Annotated in this window: 17 protein-coding genes; 4 read left to right on the forward strand and 13 right to left on the reverse strand. The window is 68.8% G+C overall.

Features of this window, described 5'->3' with window-relative positions; genetic code table 11:
- Position 1 precedes the first annotated feature (1 nt).
- Genes ACWEQQ_RS33920 through ACWEQQ_RS33930 form a run of 3 tightly spaced genes read right to left on the reverse strand, consistent with a single transcriptional unit; the run spans position 2 to position 1,878 of the window.
- Complete coding sequence (locus tag ACWEQQ_RS33920) at positions 2-718, reverse strand: anti-sigma factor family protein (RefSeq protein ID WP_452341035.1); 717 nt, start codon at positions 716-718, stop codon at positions 2-4.
- Positions 715-1,221: a sigma-70 family RNA polymerase sigma factor gene (locus tag ACWEQQ_RS33925; protein WP_354841142.1), complete on the reverse strand. Its 507-nt coding sequence runs from the start codon at positions 1,219-1,221 to the stop codon at positions 715-717. The genes ACWEQQ_RS33920 and ACWEQQ_RS33925 overlap by 4 nt, the downstream gene beginning before the upstream one ends.
- A gap of 42 nt (positions 1,222-1,263) precedes the next feature.
- Positions 1,264-1,878 carry a YqgE/AlgH family protein gene (locus ACWEQQ_RS33930; protein WP_354841144.1) on the reverse strand — a complete coding sequence of 205 codons (615 nt, stop codon included), beginning with the start codon at positions 1,876-1,878 and terminating at the stop codon, positions 1,264-1,266.
- Between the two features lie 124 nt (positions 1,879-2,002).
- On the opposite strand from ACWEQQ_RS33930, the gene ACWEQQ_RS33935 reads away from it, so the two are divergent.
- On the forward strand, positions 2,003-2,764 hold the full coding sequence (locus ACWEQQ_RS33935; RefSeq protein WP_354841147.1) for a lysophospholipid acyltransferase family protein: 762 nt from the start codon (positions 2,003-2,005) through the stop codon (positions 2,762-2,764).
- An 85-nt stretch (positions 2,765-2,849) separates the two neighbouring features.
- On the opposite strand, the gene ACWEQQ_RS33940 is transcribed toward ACWEQQ_RS33935, so the two are convergent.
- Positions 2,850-3,173, reverse strand: a complete 324-nt coding sequence (locus ACWEQQ_RS33940) for a GNAT family N-acetyltransferase (protein WP_364609512.1) — start codon at positions 3,171-3,173, stop codon at positions 2,850-2,852.
- 99 nt (positions 3,174-3,272) lie between these two features.
- Between ACWEQQ_RS33940 and ACWEQQ_RS33945 the strand changes: the two genes are divergently transcribed.
- Entirely contained in the window at positions 3,273-4,388 is a 1,116-nt protein-coding gene (locus ACWEQQ_RS33945) for a glycerate kinase (protein WP_452351084.1), read from the forward strand.
- Here ACWEQQ_RS33945 and ACWEQQ_RS33950 read toward each other — a convergent pair.
- The gene (locus ACWEQQ_RS33950; protein ID WP_354841155.1) at positions 4,385-4,741 is read right to left on the reverse strand and encodes a winged helix-turn-helix transcriptional regulator; all 357 of its coding nucleotides are present in this window, start codon (positions 4,739-4,741) and stop codon (positions 4,385-4,387) included. The genes ACWEQQ_RS33945 and ACWEQQ_RS33950 overlap by 4 nt on opposite strands.
- A gap of 138 nt (positions 4,742-4,879) precedes the next feature.
- On the opposite strand from ACWEQQ_RS33950, the gene ACWEQQ_RS33955 reads away from it, so the two are divergent.
- Positions 4,880-5,761 (forward strand): NAD(P)-dependent oxidoreductase, encoded by an 882-nt coding sequence (locus ACWEQQ_RS33955; protein ID WP_452351085.1) that lies wholly within the window; start codon positions 4,880-4,882, stop codon positions 5,759-5,761.
- 12 nt (positions 5,762-5,773) lie between these two features.
- On the opposite strand, the gene ACWEQQ_RS33960 is transcribed toward ACWEQQ_RS33955, so the two are convergent.
- The 5 genes from ACWEQQ_RS33960 to ACWEQQ_RS33980 all read right to left on the reverse strand — a co-directional run bounded on the left by ACWEQQ_RS33960 (position 5,774) and on the right by ACWEQQ_RS33980 (position 9,087).
- Positions 5,774-6,013: a helix-turn-helix transcriptional regulator gene (locus ACWEQQ_RS33960; RefSeq protein WP_452351086.1), complete on the reverse strand. Its 240-nt coding sequence runs from the start codon at positions 6,011-6,013 to the stop codon at positions 5,774-5,776.
- Positions 6,003-6,854: an ABC transporter permease gene (locus tag ACWEQQ_RS33965; RefSeq protein WP_379384229.1), complete on the reverse strand. Its 852-nt coding sequence runs from the start codon at positions 6,852-6,854 to the stop codon at positions 6,003-6,005. Before ACWEQQ_RS33965 ends, ACWEQQ_RS33960 begins: the two co-directional genes overlap by 11 nt.
- The gene (locus tag ACWEQQ_RS33970; protein WP_452351087.1) at positions 6,851-7,777 is read right to left on the reverse strand and encodes an ABC transporter ATP-binding protein; all 927 of its coding nucleotides are present in this window, start codon (positions 7,775-7,777) and stop codon (positions 6,851-6,853) included. The genes ACWEQQ_RS33965 and ACWEQQ_RS33970 overlap by 4 nt, the downstream gene beginning before the upstream one ends.
- Positions 7,778-8,016: 239 nt before the next feature.
- Entirely contained in the window at positions 8,017-8,469 is a 453-nt protein-coding gene (gene aroQ / locus ACWEQQ_RS33975; protein WP_452351088.1) for a type II 3-dehydroquinate dehydratase, read from the reverse strand.
- A 12-nt stretch (positions 8,470-8,481) separates the two neighbouring features.
- Positions 8,482-9,087, reverse strand: a complete 606-nt coding sequence (locus ACWEQQ_RS33980) for a hypothetical protein (RefSeq protein ID WP_452351089.1) — start codon at positions 9,085-9,087, stop codon at positions 8,482-8,484.
- A 461-nt stretch (positions 9,088-9,548) separates the two neighbouring features.
- Between ACWEQQ_RS33980 and ACWEQQ_RS33985 the strand changes: the two genes are divergently transcribed.
- The gene (locus tag ACWEQQ_RS33985; RefSeq protein WP_452351090.1) at positions 9,549-11,102 is read left to right on the forward strand and encodes an NTF2-like N-terminal transpeptidase domain-containing protein; all 1,554 of its coding nucleotides are present in this window, start codon (positions 9,549-9,551) and stop codon (positions 11,100-11,102) included.
- Positions 11,103-11,124: 22 nt separating this feature from the next.
- On the opposite strand, the gene ACWEQQ_RS33990 is transcribed toward ACWEQQ_RS33985, so the two are convergent.
- From ACWEQQ_RS33990 to ACWEQQ_RS34000, 3 genes are all read right to left on the reverse strand, one after another.
- On the reverse strand, positions 11,125-11,508 hold the full coding sequence (locus ACWEQQ_RS33990; protein WP_452341043.1) for a DUF3054 domain-containing protein: 384 nt from the start codon (positions 11,506-11,508) through the stop codon (positions 11,125-11,127).
- 78 nt (positions 11,509-11,586) lie between these two features.
- Entirely contained in the window at positions 11,587-12,732 is a 1,146-nt protein-coding gene (locus tag ACWEQQ_RS33995; protein ID WP_452351091.1) for a lysylphosphatidylglycerol synthase transmembrane domain-containing protein, read from the reverse strand.
- A gap of 4 nt (positions 12,733-12,736) precedes the next feature.
- Entirely contained in the window at positions 12,737-14,254 is a 1,518-nt protein-coding gene (locus tag ACWEQQ_RS34000; protein WP_452351127.1) for an adenylate/guanylate cyclase domain-containing protein, read from the reverse strand.
- Between the last annotated feature and the right edge of the window lie 157 nt (positions 14,255-14,411).

Raw genomic sequence — 14,411 nt, forward strand, 5'->3', positions numbered from 1 at the left:
GTCAGATACCCGCTGCCAGCAGGATTTTCCCGGATCCGTTGCGAATCTCGACCGTCTTCAACTGTTCCGGCGACACCGAGGTGGTGCCGTCCGGAGTCAGCGTCTGACCCGGCTTGACCGTCCACTCGGCGAGCTTGGACTGCACGCCGTCGTTGCGGGTCACCCACAGCGACAGCGTCCACACGTACTCCTCGTCCGAGGGCGGGTACTGGCACCACATGTCCACCCGGGTCTGGCCGTTGATCGACATCACCTTGAAGGTGGCCAGGATCGGGGTATCGGTCTGCGGCTTCAGCGGACCCTGCGCCACCACCTGCTGCACGAAGGACGGGCCCTCGTGGTGGGCCACGGTGGCGGTCACCGGAATCGCGATGGTCACCGCGGCGGCCGCCGCCGCCACTGCTGCGGCGATCGCTTCCCATCGCCCCCGGCGCCGCCGTTTGGCGGTCCGCGCCGCCAGGGCCGGCAGCAACCGCTCGGGCGGCGGCGGCACGGTGGAGGGCGGATCGTCCTGCGCCGCAATCGACAACGCGGTCTCGGCATCCACCATGGCCAGCAGGCCGGGTAGACCGGCCAGTTTCGACACGGCCGCGCGGCAGGACTCGCATCCGGTCAGATGCTCCTCGTACTCGCGGCGGTCGTCCCGGGCGAGAGCGCCGAGCACATATGCGCCGTCCCAGGTGGTGTAGCCATTGCACAGTTCATGGCCCTCGGTCATCTCGTCACCCCCATTTCCTGCAACACCAATCGCAATGCCCGCATGCCGTAGTGCATCCGGGACTTGACCGTGCCCTCCGGGATCTCCAGTTCCTCCGCGATCTGATGCGTGGACAGGCCCCGGTAGTAGGCACGGACGATTACGTCACGGTGATCGATGCTCAGTCGCGCCAGCGCATCCGCCACCAGCCACCCGTCCAGCGCCCGATCCGTTTTGTCTGGTTCGGGTACCTCCGGCGGGTGATCGGTGCGGAATTCGCGCCGGCTGCGCGCGCTGCGATGCTCGTCCACGGCCAGATTACGGGCGACCGTGAACAGCCAGGCCCGCGCCGAACTGGTGGACTGGTCCAGCACATTGGGCCGCTGCCAAGCGCGCAGCAGGGTCTCCTGCACGATGTCCTCGGCCCGGCCCGGATCCCCGACCAACCCGTAGGTGTACCGCCACAGCGCTGCCGCGTGCTCGTCGTACAGCGCGCGGAGCAGGGCCGCCTGGTCCTCCGGCATCGCTCACCTCCGCATCGATCACGACACAGATGTCCGGGCGGTTCAGTTGCGTTCGAGCTCGATGGGATGAGTGGCCAGCAGGGACAGCGGCAGCGGCTGGCGGCGCAGGACGTGGGCCCAGAGGTCGACGCGGCCCGCCAGCGGGTCGGAGGGCAGGGCGGACAGGACGATCCAGTCGCCGCGATCCAGTTCGCCTTCCAGCTGCCCGAAGGTCCAGCCGGCGTAGCCCGCGAAGACCCGGATGCCCTCCACCAGACCCTCGATGCGGTCCGGATCGGAATCCAGGTCCACCAGGGCCACCCGGCCGTCCACCCGGCGCACGCCGGACAGCCCGGCGATGGACGCCCCCACCTTGATGGTGGCCAGGCACAGCGCCGCATCGCGTTTCACCGGGCCCCCGATGTAGAGCGCACGCGGGCCGGCGGCCAGCTCCGACCAGTTGGGGAGCACGTCGTGCAGGGCGGTGTCACTGGGCTTGTTGAGGACCACGCCCCAGGTGCCGCCGTCATTGTGTTCGAGGATGTAGACCACCGACCGCCGGAACGACGGCTCGGTCAGATCGGTCGCGGACACCAGCAGGGTCCCTGGTCGAACCACCTGGTCCTCATGCCGGAATTCGCGTCGAGAACGGTCACCGTGTTCCTCTGCGCGTGCCACTCAGCCATCATCGCACTGAGACAGACCAATTGCCTTGCATAATTTGCCGCTTACTCATTTGTGCCGCTGTGAGCCGCGAAAACGTGTCCGGCATACCTTGCGGTTCGTAGCTAGGGTGGGCGCTATGGAACGCCCCGAAGTCGTCCTCGAGAACAGCGACGCGGTCTACGACTTCTATCGTGACCACCAGCAGAACCTGCTGAAGGCGCGGGCGGCCTACTGGCTACTGGGTCGTCGCTATCACCCCCGGGTGACCTACGCGGCCGGGGCGCGGGACCGGCTGCGGGAGTTCATCTCCCAGCGGCGACCGCTGCTCATCGCGGTGAACCACCTCTCCCAGCTGGATCCGTACACCGTCGCCGCCGCGGCCTGGCGCAGCGCGCTGCGGCCGGTCATCGGGCACACCCGGGTGCTGGCCAAGGACGAGCTGTTCACCGAGACCAAGCTGCGCGAGCGCATCGACATGATGGGCGGCATCCCGGTCTTCCGGGGCAAGGACCACGGCCTGCGCGCGGTGAACGCGGCCGGGCAGCGCATGATCGACATCTGCGCCGAGCGCATGGCGCGCGGTGACGGGGTGGCGGTGTTCCCGGAGGGCACCTGCAACGACGTGGACCCCACCCAGGTGCAGACGGTCGGCACCGGCATCGGGCACATCGCCTTCCGGGCCAGGAAACTCGGGGCGGAACCGGTGCTGGTGAGCCTGGGTCTGAGTTACGGCCCGCGGCTGGATCCCAGGGTGGAACCCACCAAGGAGGAGGCCCGCTCGGCCAGCTTCTATTTCGGCATGCCGGTGGCGGAGCTGCCCACCAAACCCGCCGAGATCACGCGGGTGGTGCGCGAAGAACTGCAGAACGCGCTGGACGGTGCGGTCAAGGCATACTGACCGGCGGTGCCGTCGAGGAGTGCCGACGGGCGGCGCGGCCGAGGAGTACTGACCGGCGGTGCCGTCGAGGAGTACCGACCGGAGGTCACTGCTGGGGCAGGCCGAGCCTTTCCCGCGACCACTGCGGCACCAAAGCCAGGTACTCGGGCCGGGATTCGACGAAGTGGTGCACCATCGGGCACAGCGGCAGGATCCCGAACCCGTCGTCGCGGGTCTGGTCCAGCGCGCCCTGCACGATCTTGCGCCCGTACCCCAGGCCCTCGAACTGCGGGTAGACCTCGGTGTGCACGAATGCCCGCTCGTTGGCGGTGTCCTGATAGGCCGCGACCCCGGCGAGGTATCCGTCGACGTACAACTCGAACCGATCCAGTGTGGCGTTCTTGCGGACCTCGACCGACTCACTCGACATGGGTGCGACGTTAGTTGTCCCGTGACGGCTGTTTGTTCCCTTTGGCCGAACGGTGGCGTCCGGCGTGTCGCTTCCCACATCGGAGATCAAAATGTAGGGATGACTAACCCACCCCCGCGCCGGGTGCTGCTGGCCCCGGACAAGTTCAAGGGCTCCCTGAGCGCCACCCAGGTGACGGACGCGCTGGCCGTGGGGATCACCCGCGCCGCCCCCGGCGCCGCGGTGCGCCGGACACCCGTCGCCGACGGCGGGGACGGGACGGTCGACGCCTTCGTGGCGGCGGGCTGGGAACGGGTGGAGGTCGAGAGTTACGGGCCGACGCTCGCGCCGGTGACCACCTCGTACGCGGTCCGCGGGCGGGTGGCCGTGGTGGAGCTGGCCGCGGTCAGCGGCCTCGCGAAACTCCCTGGCGGACAGCCCGATCCGCTGCACGCCAGCACCTACGGGGTAGGCGATGTGATCGGGGATGCGCTCGATCGGGGAGCGCGCGACATCGTGCTCGGGCTGGGCGGGAGCGCCTCGACCGACGGCGGGGCGGGCCTGCTGCAGGCGCTCGGACTGCGCATCCTCGACGCCGACGGGAACGAATTGCCCTGCGGCGGAGCGGCACTCGCGCGCGCGGTGCGGGTGGATCGCGACGATCTGCACCCCGGGCTGGCCGATGCGACGGTGACGCTGGCCAGCGATGTGGACAATCCGCTGCTCGGCGCGGACGGCGCGGCCGCGATCTACGCGCCGCAGAAGGGCGCGGATCCCGCGCAGGTCGCCACTCTCGAAGCGGCACTGAAGAATTGGGCCGCCGTGCTGGGCCCGGAATGGGCCGACAAACCGGGTGCGGGCGCGGCGGGCGGCGCCGGTTTCGGGGCGCTGGCGGCGCTGGGCGCGCACATGCGCTCGGGCATCGAGCTCGTTCTCGACCTGATCGATTTCCGGGCCCGGCTGGCGGACGCGGATCTGGTCGTCACCGGGGAGGGCTCGCTGGACACCCAGAGCCTGTCCGGCAAGGCGCCGATCGGGGTCTGTCGCGCGGCGCTGGCGGCGGGCGTCCCGGTGGTCGCGGTGGCGGGCCGGGTGCTGCTCAGCGCGGAGCAGGTGCGGGAGGCCGGATTCGCCACCGCCTACGCATTGTCCGAGCTGGAGCCCGATCCGGCCCGCAGCATGGCGAACGCCGCCGCCCTGCTGGAGCGGATCGGGGAGCGGATCGCGGAGTCCTAGCCGGCCGGGGTGAGCGCGCGGCCGGGAATCCGGTTCCGATTGCGGTCGCCCCACTCCTCCAGCGGCCGCAGCGCCGCGCTGAGTTCCCAGCCCAGCTCGGTGAGCGAATACTCCACGCGCGGTGGCACTTCCGGGTAGATCTCGCGGTGCACGATGCCGCTGGCCTCCAGCTGCCGCAGGTTCTCCGCGAGCACCTTCTCGCTGACACCGGTCAGCAGCCGCCGGATCTGCCCGAACCGCTGCGGCCCCTCGGCCAGCACCCACATCAGGTGCATCTTCCATTTGCCGCCGACCGCCTCGATGGCCACGGACATGCCGCACACCTCGTGATCCGCGTCACCGCCGGTACTCATCGCGCCCTCCTGACCAGATTTCGAACCTCGGGGTAAGCAACCCCACGCACAGGTGCGGTCTTCCCGAGGCTACCGATCCCGGCCACCATCGATTCCGGCGCGCCAATTCCGAACAGCCGAAATCGAAGGGGATACATCATGTCTGATCTGCGTCGATCGGTCACCGTCATCGGTCTGGGCCCGATGGGGCGGGCCATGGTCGCAGCGTTCTTGCAGGCCGGAGTCGAGGTCACGGTCTGGAACCGCAGTCCGGAGAAGGCCGACGCCATGGTCGAGCTCGGGGCCCGGCGGGCGGCCACGGTCGCCGAGGCGCTCGATGCCAATGCGGTCGCCGTGCTCAGCCTCACCCATTACTCCGCCATGTACGACGTGCTGGGTCCGGCCGCGGATCACCTGCGCGGCAAGGTGATCGCCAATCTCTCCTCGGATTCGCCCGAGCAGGCCCGCCGGGGTGCGGCGTGGCTGCGGCAGCGCGGCGCCGAATTCCTTTCCGGCGGCGTGATGTCGGCGGGCGACAATATCGAACACCCGGCGTCCTACATCTTCTACAGCGGTCCGCGTGCGGTCTTCGACGCGCACGCCGAACTGCTGCGCCCGCTGGGCCCGCAGGAGTACCTGGGCCCGGATGACGGTCTGGCGCAGGTCTTCTACCAGGGCCTGCTCACCATCTTCCATCCCTGGCTGCTGGCCTTCGACCAGGCCACGGCCATGATCGCGCGCTCCGGCCACGACATCGCGCAGTTCGTGCCGTTCGCGGTGCGCTCCAACGCCGCCTTCCCGTACTTCATGGAGCAGTTCTCGGTGGAGAACCAGAACGGCGGCTGGGCCGACGTGGCCGGGCTGCGCATGATGGACGCGGGCGCGCAGCACATCATCGACGCCAGTGCGGAGGTCGGCGTCGACGCCACCCTCTCGCACACGGCCCAGGCGTTCTGGCGCCGGGCCGTCGCCGCCAGCGCGGCGGCGGGGCGGGCGGTGTCGACCTTCGAACTCATGGGCGCGGTTTCCGAGAACGCCTGAGCCGCACGGGAATCAGGCGGTCTCGGAGCCGATGCGAGGGAAGGGCGCGGTGGAGAAGATGATCTCCACCGGCACCTCGAAGTACTGCGCGAGCCGCAGCGCCAGATGCAGGCTCGGGCTGTATTCGCCGCGTTCCAGATAGCCGACGGTCTGGTAGTGCACGCCGAGCGCCTCGGCCAGCTGCCGGCGCGAGATGCCGCGCTCGGCGCGCAGCATCGCGATCCGGTTGTAGATGACCTCGCTAGTAGGCACGCGCCATGGCCCTCTCGCGCCGGGCCGCCACCGCGGCCCCGGATTCGCGACGGGCCATGCGGCGCAACACGATCGGCGCGATCAGGATGCCCGCCACCGCCCAGGCGCCCAGCACCGCCACGGTTTCCGGGTGCCGCCACGAGTGAGTCAGCTCCACCATGGCCGCGCCGTCGGGCAGCATGGCCGAACGCATGCCCAGGCCCATCCAGTAGATGGGGAACGCCTGGGCAATGGCCTGCAGCCAGCCCGGCAGGCCGGTGAGGGGATAGAAGATTCCGGAGATCGCCACCAGACCCATGATGGGGAACGAGATGAAGCCGATGCTGCGCGGGCTGTCGAACGCCGAGCCCACGATCGCGCCCAGCGGCAGACAGGCCAGCAGGCCGAGCACCAGAATGCCGATCAGCGTGGCCCAGGCGCCCACGCTGTCCAGGCTCACCCCGCCGATGGTGAGCAGCCCGAACCCGAGGATCAGCGCCACCTGGACCACGGTGACGCCGGAGACCGCGACGATCTTGCCGATCAGGTAGCCCAGCATGCCGTTGGGGGTCGCCTTGGCGCGCAGCAGGGTTCCGTCCTCGCGATCCATGGCCAGGCCCTGGGCCACGCCGAACATGCCGGTGAACGCCACCAGCATGCCGAGCACGCTGGGCAGCGCCAGCGCGCCCAGGCCGACGCCGCTGCCCTGGAAGTCGCCGTGGCGCATGAAGAACACCGCGATCATGGTGGCCACGGGCCAGAAGAACTGCGAGAAGATGTCCATCCCATTGGTGAGGGTCTGGATCAGCTCGATGCGGCCGCGCCGGAAACCGGCCCGCACCGCGACGGTCGTCGGATTCATCGGACCTCCTCCAGGCTCCGCAGTTCGGTGTCGCCCTGACCGGATTCGAAGCGCTGCACCAGGGTCATGTAGGTGTCCTCGAGCGAGGCGCGCCGCACCTCCAGCTCCTCGACCGACTCGCCGAACTGCTGGAACAGCTCGTAGACGAACTTGGTGGACTCGGTGGTGGTGTGCACGAAGCGCTGCCCGTCCCGGGTCCATTTCACCTCGGCCTCACCGGCGATGCGCCGCGAGAGCTGATCGGCCGACCCGTCGGCGATGATGCGCCCGCCGGCCAGGATGAGGATGCGGTCGGCCAGCTTCTCCGCCTCGTCCAGGTCGTGGGTGGTGAGCAGGATGGTGGTGTGGTCGTCGTCGGCCAGCCGGTGCACCAGGTCGTGGAATTCGCGGCGGGCCTGCGGATCGAAACCCGCGGTCGGCTCGTCCAGGAACAGCAGTTCCGGCCGGCCGACAATGCCGATGGCCACGTCCAGGCGGCGGCGCTGGCCGCCGGAGAGGGTCATCACCTTGGCGTCCGCGTGCTCGATGAGGCCCACCGCGGCGATGAGTTCGTCTGTGTTCCAAGGCCGTTGGATGTCGGCCGTGGCGTAGGGCGCGTAGTACATGCCCAGGTAGTCCAGCAGCTCCCGCACCCGCCACTTGCCGTGATCGCGCCAAGACTGCAGTACCACGCCCAGCCGGGCCCGCCAGGCCTCGTCGCCGTGCGCCGGGTCCGCGCCGAGCACCTCGACCCGGCCCGCCGACCGCATGCGGAAGCCCTCCAGGATCTCGATGGTGGTGGTCTTGCCCGCACCGTTCGGGCCGAGCAAGGTCAGCACCTCGCCGCGGTGCGCTTGGAAGCTGACGTCCTGCAGGACATCGCGGGTGCCGTAGCGCATCCGCAGGTTCTCGACGTCGAGTACGACGCCCTCACCGACCGACATGTCACCCCTCCGTAGTAGAAGCCGGATCAGATGTAGCATATCTACTACATTTTGCAGGGGACAAGCTATTTATCGTGCACGAAGAAGGGCCCGGCTCGCAGCGAGCCGGGCCCTCTTTCGCGACGCGACAATTGATTTCGTGAGATGCGGGTAACTCGCCGGGTACGTCCAGACTCGGTTCGGCTCCCAGCCGCGGCACGCGTGCCCAACGGTGAACGGCTCTCGGCCGTGCGCTGAAGTTACGGGGAGGCGGGGAAGCGGCGGATCAAGAATTCGATCGCCGCGGCATAACCCTGGATGCCCATCCCCGCGATCACCGCGGTGGCGACGGGGGAGACGTAGGAGTGATGCCGGAACTCCTCGCGGGCATGCACGTTGCTGATGTGCACCTCCACGATCGGCACCTCCGGAATCATCAGCGCGTCGCGCAGCGCCACCGAGGTGTGGGTGAACCCGCCCGGATTGATGACGATGCCCGCCTCCACCCCGCGCGCGGCGTGGATCCGGTCGATCAGCGCGCCTTCGTGATTGGACTGGAACGCCACGATCTCCCGGTCGAACCGCGCCGCGGTCTTGCGGCACAGCTCGACCACGTCGTCGAGGGTGTCGGCCCCGTACACCTCGGGCTGGCGGGTGCCGAGCATGTTCAGGTTCGGGCCGTTGAGCACCAGGATCGGACCGGAAGCAGCCATGCGCCCACTGTATTAGAGGCCGCTCGGTCCCTCCGTGCGCAGGTCGTCGACTTTGCGCATGGCCGTGCGCAATTCCGCGAGCCACTCCTCGGCGTGCTTGCCGGCCAGCTTGACCGTCCAGGCCAGCGCGTCGGAGCGGGAGCGGGCCACGCCGGCGTCGACGAGGGTGTCGAGCACCTTGCGCTCGGGCTGGCGCAACCGGGTCATGACCGGAACGGCCAGGTGGGTGAACATGATTCGCTCGCCGTCCACCAGCACGCCCCAGGCGACATTGCGGCCGTAGCGGGCCTGGGCCTCCTGGGCGATCTGCATGCGGGCGGGGCGGGTGGTCTCCCGGAAGCGGGCGATGATGCCCTCGCGGGTGGCCTGCGGGACGGCGGCCGGTGCCGCGTCCTCGGCGGGAGCGTCGTCGCCCGGGGCGGGTTCGGCTGGGGGGAGGGGGAGTTCGCCGAGGACGACGATTTCGTCGCGATCGACTTCGAGGGTTGCTGGACCGGTGAACCAGTCGGCTGGCAATCTTCCAGCGAACCAGGCGGGAGCGTCCGAGGCGTCCGGAAGGTCGGCCTGCTGCCAGCCGCCGGTGCGCCCGAAAACGTGTCCACGATGTCCGTGTCTCATGTTGGTCACACTCACTTACTGCAGGGAGTTGTAATGCTGATTACAACGTTACGTCGTTTCAGCGGGTGTGGGTTCTGCTCTGGGAGAACGATCTTCGGCGGCATCGCCGAGGCCGGCCCGCAACGCTGTCACCAGTAAGAACCGAACGGTCTGCCGAGTCTCGAATACGCCAGGGGATGTAACCGACCAGTGATCATGTAAGTGGTCACTGCTGACCGATTTCGGCACTATGGTGGTGCTCGATGCAAGTGCGCCTGGTGGGATGGTGAAGCCGCGGGCGTTCACCGCGCGGTACCGTGGACCTGTTGCTGATGTGGCCAGAGTGAAGAGTGGGCGATATGGATGTGTGGGGATCCCGCCGCTTCCGGGTACGGGGTGCAATCGCACTCGCGGGTGTGGCAGCCGTTGCGATCGCGATGGGGTCATGTGGTTTTCGGGAGCGGTCGACGGGTGCGGAGGCGGTGGTCGAACAGTTCACCACGCTGATCGACAAGAAGGACTATGACGGGGCGTCGCGGCTGACCTCCTACCCGGCGGGTGCTTCGGCAACGCTGAAGCAAGTCTTCGAGGGACTCGACCCGGGCAAGCCCGACTACCACGTAACCCAGTTCACCGGACTGAACGGTACGACCGGCCTCTTCTCCATGACCGGCGCCTGGAACTTCGGCGACAAGCGGGACTGGAAATACGACCTGCAGGGCACCGTGCGCAAACTCAGTGTGGGCTGGCGTATCTCGTGGGATCCGGCCATGGTCATGCCGCAGCTGGACGCCAAGCGCAGCGCCAAGCTGGTGCGCACCTTCGCCACTCCCTCACCGCGGGTGAACGACATCGTCGGCCAGCCGCTCATGACCGAGCAGACCATCAATGTGGTCCAGCTGGACCCGGCCAAGATCACCGACCCGGTCGCCTCCACCAACGCGCTGGCCGCCGCCATCGCCCCGGTCGCGCCGCTCATCGACGGACCGTCGTTGATGCAGCAGCTCGCGGCCTCCCAGGGCAAACCCTTCGTCGCGGTCAATCTGCGCGACGGCGACTTCGCCATCCTCGAGCCGCGCATGGCCCCGATCCCGGGCGTGGTGCTGCTGAAGCAGCCCAAGCTCATCTCCGCGGACCGCCGGGTCTGGTCGCCCATGCTCGACGCGCTCACCAAGGTGTGGCAGGACGATCGCGACGCGCACTCCGGCTGGGGCGTGCAATTGTTCGAGCCCGACGGCAGTTTCGTCACCCAGCTCGCCGGCGAGCAGGGCCCGCCCGGACCCGACATTCCGGCGACCATGGACCAGCGCCTGCAGCGTGCCGCCGAGGACGCCGCGGTGAGCACCGGCTCGCCCACCTCCATCGTGGCCATCCAGCCCTCCAGTGGGGCCCTGGTCGCGGTGGCGCAGAACAGTCAGGCCAGCGAGCACGGCAATATCGCCTTCACCGGGCAGTACCCGGTCGGTGGCATGATCGAGCTGTTCAAGAACGTCGCCGCGGTGACCAAACACAAAGCGCCGCAGGATGTCTCGGTCGGCGACGCGGCGGACGCGGCCAGCCTGCTCGGCATCGGCATCGACTTCAAGGTGCCCGGCCTCGACGAGACCACCGGCCGGCTGCCCACCGGCAAGAACGCCGCCGAGAACGTGGGCCGCGGCAATGCCGCCGACTCGCTGCTGGCCAGCCCGTGGGGCATGGCCATCGCGGCGGCCGCCATCGCCAAGGGCCAGGTGCCCAAGCCGATGATCACCATCGGCCAGCCCGCCACCACCGAGGCCGACCTGGCCGCACTGCCCGGCGAAGCCACCGACCGGCTGCGCGGCATGCTGCACGACGGAGTCGGCGCACCGGAGATGGCCAGCCTCAACAGGTATCGCGATGTGCAGGCCTACGGGGCTACCACCGGCAACAACGCCTGGCTCATCGCCACCATGGGAGACCTGGCCTTCGCCATCCACATCGACGATCCGGACAGCGGGGATCTCACCGCGCGGGTGGCGGCGCGCCTGCTGCAGTCGCTGGCCTCGCCCGACTAGCGAGAGCGCGGTACCCGCGACGTCAACGGGAGCGCAGCACCTGCACGGCGGCGCGCCAGCCGATCAGGAACAGGGCCAGGAAGGTCGCGGCCACCAGGAAGAAGCTGACGGCGAGGCCCTGACCGGACACGGCACGTAGCAGCATGCCGCCGACCAGGGTGCTCAGCCACACGATCACGCCGGTCGGCCACACCGCGCGGCCGTCGAACTGCCGTACCGCGCTCGCCCCTTCCCGGCCCGCCGCCACCGCCAGCGCGATCGCCCAGCCCAGCAGCAACCCCGTGCCGAACGGCCAGACGGTGCGCAGCAGACCCGCGCCGATCGCCTCGTCGTGACTGCGCCGCCCGATCGCGCAGAACACGACCACGAGGGCGACATCGACGACGAGGGGCACGAGTTTCTTCACGCGCCACAGGGTATCGGGCGTCCCGGGAGCGCCTGTGCAGGGACACTCCACTCTGGCCGGTCACGCCCGAGGGGTCGGTCAGGCCGACGCCGCGTCCGGATCGGCCGGCGGATTGGGCCGGCGCCGGTCGGTGACCAGCGAATTGCCGCGCTCCTCGAATTCCTTCTCGAGCTCGGCGTCGTCGGCCTGCGGCTTGCGGTACAGGAAGAGGAAGACGATCCAGCCGACGATCGCCACCAGGATGAAGCTGATCAGCCGGTAGAGGAACGCCGCCGCCACGGCCTGCGCGGCCGGCAGCCCGGCCGCCGCGGTCAGCGAGTAGATGAGGGTGGCGTCCACATAGACGATGCCGCCCGGCGCCAAAGGGATGGTGCCCACGGCCTTTCCGGCCGCGAAGGCCAGCATGAGCCCGGCCCAGTGCGGATCCGCGCCCACCGCGTAGCAGGCGAAACCCAGGCAGGCCACATCGGCGAACCGGTGCACGAGCGCCCAGACCACCACCCACGCGCCATCCCGTTTGCCCAGATCCACCGACTCCAGCTGGGTCAGGATCTCGGCCACCTTCTCCATGCCGGAGTCGGCGGGCTTGCGCCGAATCCGATTGACCAGGTGCAGGATTCGCTGCGCCAGCGCCTGCACCCCGCCGGGGTGGCGGGAGACGTAGTTGAAGGTCCAGATCAGCAGGGCGACGGTGCCCAGCGTCAGGATCACCTTGCCGGGGCCGACCCGGTCCCCGGACAGCACCGCGCCGAACAGGCCGAGCAGCGTCAGCCCGGCCGCCGCGATCACGCCCGACATCACCAGCTGCCAGGACGCCACGATCGGGCTGGCGCCCCAGCGCCGGGTCTGCCGGTAGGTGAAGGCCGCCGAGAACACCTGGCCCGCGGGCAGCGTCAGCGACATGCCGGTGGAGCCGTACACCACCGATACCGATTTCCGCTGGCTCACCTCGACGCCACCGGCGTGCAGCAGCTGTTTCTGGATGCGGCCGAAGCCACTCATGGAAAACGCCGCCATGACGATGCAGGCGGCGACCCATCCCCAGTGGATTTCGGTGAGGTTCTTCCAGGATTCGTGCAGGCGCGGATATAGATATATGCCTTCGGAAATCAGCAACGCCGCCAGCGCGGCGCCGAGAACCCATTTGGCCCACCAGAACCTGCCACGGTGCGAGTCATCCGCGGGCGGCGCAGGATCGCCGGCCAGCTCACCATGGGCCGTCACGCCGTCAGCCTAACGAACTCGCCGCCGCCTCGTCTGCAGCAGCCGGGTCGGTGCTTTCCCGCGGCCAGGCCAGCCGGGTTTTCCGGCGGCGCCCGCGCAGTTGCACCTCTTCGCCGGTCTGCCAATGCCGCTGCTCGTTCTCATCGGCGAAAAACAGTGCGCTCGACGAGGTCAGGACGCGTTCCGGGCGGTCCTTGGCGAGTTCGGTCAGGCGCGACGCCTCGTTCACCGGATCACCGATCACGGTGTATTCGAAACGGTTTGCGCCACCGATATTCCCGGCCACCGCCAGCCCCGCGGAGACGCCGATTCCGATATCCAGCCCGGCCACCTCGCGCAGGGCTTCGCGCAGCTCACGGGCCGCGGCGAGGGCCGCGGTCGGTGCGTCGGGGCGGTCCAGCGGGGCGCCGAAGATGGCCAGCGCGGCATCGCCCATGAATTTGTTGATGAGCCCGTGGTTGCGGTCGATGACATCCACCACCACGCGGAAGAACTCGTTGAGCAGACTGACCACTTCGGTCGGCGGGCGTTCCGCGGCGGTCGCGGTCGAACCGACCATATCCACGAACAACACCGCCACGAATCGGGTTTCACCACCGAGTTCGGTGCCGTACTCGAGCGCCCGGCGCGCCACGTCCTCACCGACATGCTGACCGAACAATTCCTGCAGTTCCCGGCGTTTGGCGGCCTCACCCATCATTCGGTTGAAGCCAACCTGCAGCAGCCCGATTTCCGAACCGTCGAAAACTTCCACCTGCACATCCCGCGCACCCTCCTGCACGCGGTCGATGGCCTGGCTGAGCTGGCGAATCGGATCGGAAATGGAAGAGCCGGTGAGCATGGAAAGTGCCAGCGCCTGCATGATCACCACACCGCACAACAGCAGAATCGAGACGGCCAGCGACTGCGCGGAAAACTGGACGCGAGAAGAAATCTGGGTGACGCAGAGCAGCACGATGGCAATCGTCGGCGCGAAGGTGCCCATCCCCCAGGTCATGGCCATCCGGGTGCCGACGCCCGCGGTCAGGGTGTGGTCGAAGGCCCCCGTGGTCAGCGCCTCGGCCGCGACCGGCCGCAGGATCCGCTCGCCCAGCATGTAGGTGAAGCCGAAAACGATGGTGGCGGCCATACATTCGGTCACGATCACCGCCGCGGCCAGCTCGGGGGTCCGCACGATGATGACCGAGGCCAGCACGCCACCGCCGACCAGCCACAGCACCAGATGCACGATGGCCTGCCGCAGCGGGGCGTGCAGCGCCGCCATCTGCTCCTGCCGCGACGGCGGCCCGCCGCGCATCTGCCACCGCATGACCGGCCGCAGCATGAGCGCCGACGCGGTCACGCTCAGGAGCCCGCCGATCACGAAGACCAGGCCCGGGATCAGCAGCCCGGTCTGCCGGGTCGCGCTGGTCCCGCCCTCCGGAACCGGCAGCCCGTACTGGATGAAGGCCCACACCAGGACAGCGCCGAAGGCGTTGGCCGCCAGCATCGAAGCCAAGTACAGCGGCCAGCGGGTATGCATGGTCTGTTTGACCGCTTCGAGGGGCGCTGACACGATCACCAAGCTACCCCGCCTCCCCGAATCTTCAGCGCACGGCTGAGAGCCGTTGACCGATGGGGACGCGTGCCGGCGGTTGGGAGCCGAACCAACTTCGGCGGTAACCCGACGAGTTACCCCT

It is taken from the genome of Nocardia sp. NPDC004123 (genome assembly GCF_053603795.1).

Coding starts and splice junctions, on each gene's coding strand:
- ACWEQQ_RS33920 (WP_452341035.1), bottom strand. CDS start 718: ATGACCGAGGGCCATGAACTGTGCAATGGCTACACCACCTGGGACGGC.
- ACWEQQ_RS33925 (WP_354841142.1), bottom strand. CDS start 1,221: ATGCCGGAGGACCAGGCGGCCCTGCTCCGCGCGCTGTACGACGAGCAC.
- ACWEQQ_RS33935 (WP_354841147.1), top strand. CDS start 2,003: ATGGAACGCCCCGAAGTCGTCCTCGAGAACAGCGACGCGGTCTACGAC.
- ACWEQQ_RS33940 (WP_364609512.1), bottom strand. CDS start 3,173: ATGTCGAGTGAGTCGGTCGAGGTCCGCAAGAACGCCACACTGGATCGG.
- ACWEQQ_RS33945 (WP_452351084.1), top strand. CDS start 3,273: ATGACTAACCCACCCCCGCGCCGGGTGCTGCTGGCCCCGGACAAGTTC.
- ACWEQQ_RS33950 (WP_354841155.1), bottom strand. CDS start 4,741: ATGAGTACCGGCGGTGACGCGGATCACGAGGTGTGCGGCATGTCCGTG.
- ACWEQQ_RS33955 (WP_452351085.1), top strand. CDS start 4,880: ATGTCTGATCTGCGTCGATCGGTCACCGTCATCGGTCTGGGCCCGATG.
- ACWEQQ_RS33965 (WP_379384229.1), bottom strand. CDS start 6,854: ATGAATCCGACGACCGTCGCGGTGCGGGCCGGTTTCCGGCGCGGCCGC.
- ACWEQQ_RS33970 (WP_452351087.1), bottom strand. CDS start 7,777: ATGTCGGTCGGTGAGGGCGTCGTACTCGACGTCGAGAACCTGCGGATG.
- aroQ (WP_452351088.1), bottom strand. CDS start 8,469: ATGGCTGCTTCCGGTCCGATCCTGGTGCTCAACGGCCCGAACCTGAAC.
- ACWEQQ_RS33980 (WP_452351089.1), bottom strand. CDS start 9,087: ATGAGACACGGACATCGTGGACACGTTTTCGGGCGCACCGGCGGCTGG.
- ACWEQQ_RS34000 (WP_452351127.1), bottom strand. CDS start 14,254: ATGCATACCCGCTGGCCGCTGTACTTGGCTTCGATGCTGGCGGCCAAC.